The 210-nt window shown below is 49.5% G+C and carries 1 pseudogene; it reads left to right on the top strand.

The features are described 5' to 3' along the window. A pseudogene (locus tag AA84_RS19460) lies at nt 1–210 on the top strand (IS30 family transposase); the annotation flags it as partial.

The following is a 210-nucleotide window of genomic DNA, read 5'->3' as shown; positions in this document are numbered from 1 at the left end:
CCGAACAGATCGATCAGCGGCTTAAACAGGATCATTCTCCTTGGAAGATCAGTTATACGACCATCTATCGTGGGATTGAAGCGCATCTCCTGGATGAGCCTAATCATCAACCTGGGCAACGTGGGATTGCTCGTCGCCTGCGACACCGAGGAAAATCACGCCACGGCAAAGGTTATGAAGAACGTCGTGGCAAAATCAACTACAGTCATT

This window comes from Sporolactobacillus terrae DSM 11697, from assembly GCF_000648615.1.
Classification (GTDB): domain Bacteria; phylum Bacillota; class Bacilli; order Bacillales; family Sporolactobacillaceae; genus Sporolactobacillus; species Sporolactobacillus terrae.
This window is presented reverse-complemented; position numbering and strand designations above follow the sequence as displayed.